At 68.1% G+C, this 1,402-nt stretch carries 1 protein-coding gene and 1 pseudogene; both read right to left on the minus strand.

Annotated features, from left to right (window positions below; translation table 11 throughout):
- Window positions 1-672 (minus strand): annotated as a pseudogene (locus AC1DY5_RS55665) (hypothetical protein); the annotation flags it as partial.
- On the minus strand, window positions 669-1,402 hold a 734-nt coding region (locus AC1DY5_RS55670), incomplete at its 5' end, for a methyltransferase domain-containing protein (protein ID WP_478122712.1). The pseudogene AC1DY5_RS55665 and the gene AC1DY5_RS55670, both read right to left, overlap by 4 nt.

Below are 1,402 nucleotides of genomic sequence, written 5' to 3' on the forward strand. Positions count from 1 at the left end.
GCTGAGGACCACCGCGGTGACCGGCAAGGGGGCGTCGTAGATGGCATGCGTGCCGAGCTGGATGACCCGGGCATAGCCGGCCTTCACGAGCAGCTCGGTGGTGAGCGCGAAGCGGCGCTCCCATCGCCGGATCAGGTCGGGACCGGTGACCGGTAGCTGGGTCGCCCACAACTGCTTGAGTTGGCCCCAGAAGTCGAACAGGTACCAGGGGTCGACGCGGATGAAGTCCACGTAGGCCTGCGCATAGCGGGCGGCGAACTTCTCCTCGGGGACGCTGGCCGGGCCGGACTTGGTGGCTTCCGCCAGCCGACCCACGGTGTGCTCGTAGATGCCTTTCAAGGCGTACTCGACGGTCGTGCTGGATCCGATCACCATCACCATCAGGTGGTAGCCGCCGTTGAAGGGGTACTTGCCGAGCTCGCCATTGACCGCGCCGTAGCCCTGCCAGAACTGGCCGATGTGGGCGAAGAGCGGAAAGGCGCTCGGCGCCGCGCCGCTGGACAGGTAGGCGGCGTACTCCGCGGGGCTGTGCACCAGGTACCACTCGGGGAAGGTCAGGAAGGTCTGGTCGGGCGTGCGCCGATGCTCCGCTGGCGTGACGGGGGCCGCGCCCGCCGCCAGCGCGCCGGCCCAGATCGCCGCGGCGAGGCTGAACGTGCTAAGGCGCTTCATGCGGCAAGCTCGCGCGTCGCCGGGGCCTGCTTCACGAAGCACAGCAGCACGTTGTCGGTCGGGTCGTTGTCCTGAAGAACACGTGCACCGGTGTCCGAGAAACCGGCCCGTGCCAGCCGCTCGACCCAGGTCGACACGGGCTCGAAGAAGCGAAGCTCCGCCTGGTTGGTCTCCCAGGTCTCGCCGAGGCCGGCGTTGAAGACCGTGTGGGCGAGCGACACCATCGCGCGCAGGTCTTCGGAGCGCACATCGTGGTCGCGAACGATGAAGGCGCCGCCCGGGCGCAATACCCGATGGATCGACGCCAGGAATCCTTCCAGGCGCTGCACCGTCATGTGAYGGAGCCCGACATAGCAGGCCACGAGGTCGAGGCTCTGGTCGGCGATCGCGTCGGCTGGCAGCGGGGCGTAGTCGGCCAGCGGGAGGTGCATGCCGCCGAGCTTGCGCAGCTGTCCCCGCTCCATGATGTCGACGGGGGAAAAGGTGGGAGCCTTGTCGTCGATGAAGAAGCGGGGCCCGCTGATCTGGAGCGCGGCATCGAGCCCGCGGAAGTACCGGCCCTTGGAGCCGATCTCGGCGTAGCCTTCGAAGCGATCGCGGCCCCCGAGGACCTGCAGGGTCTGGCGCGTCATCTCCGCCTTCTGCTTGAACAGCGAGGGCAGGGCATGGGTCAGGTCGGCGAGCAGCGGCTTGATGCCCTTGAGCTCGCGCTGGATGTAGCGGTAGACGC

This window comes from Variovorax sp. P4_D9 (assembly GCF_056401695.1).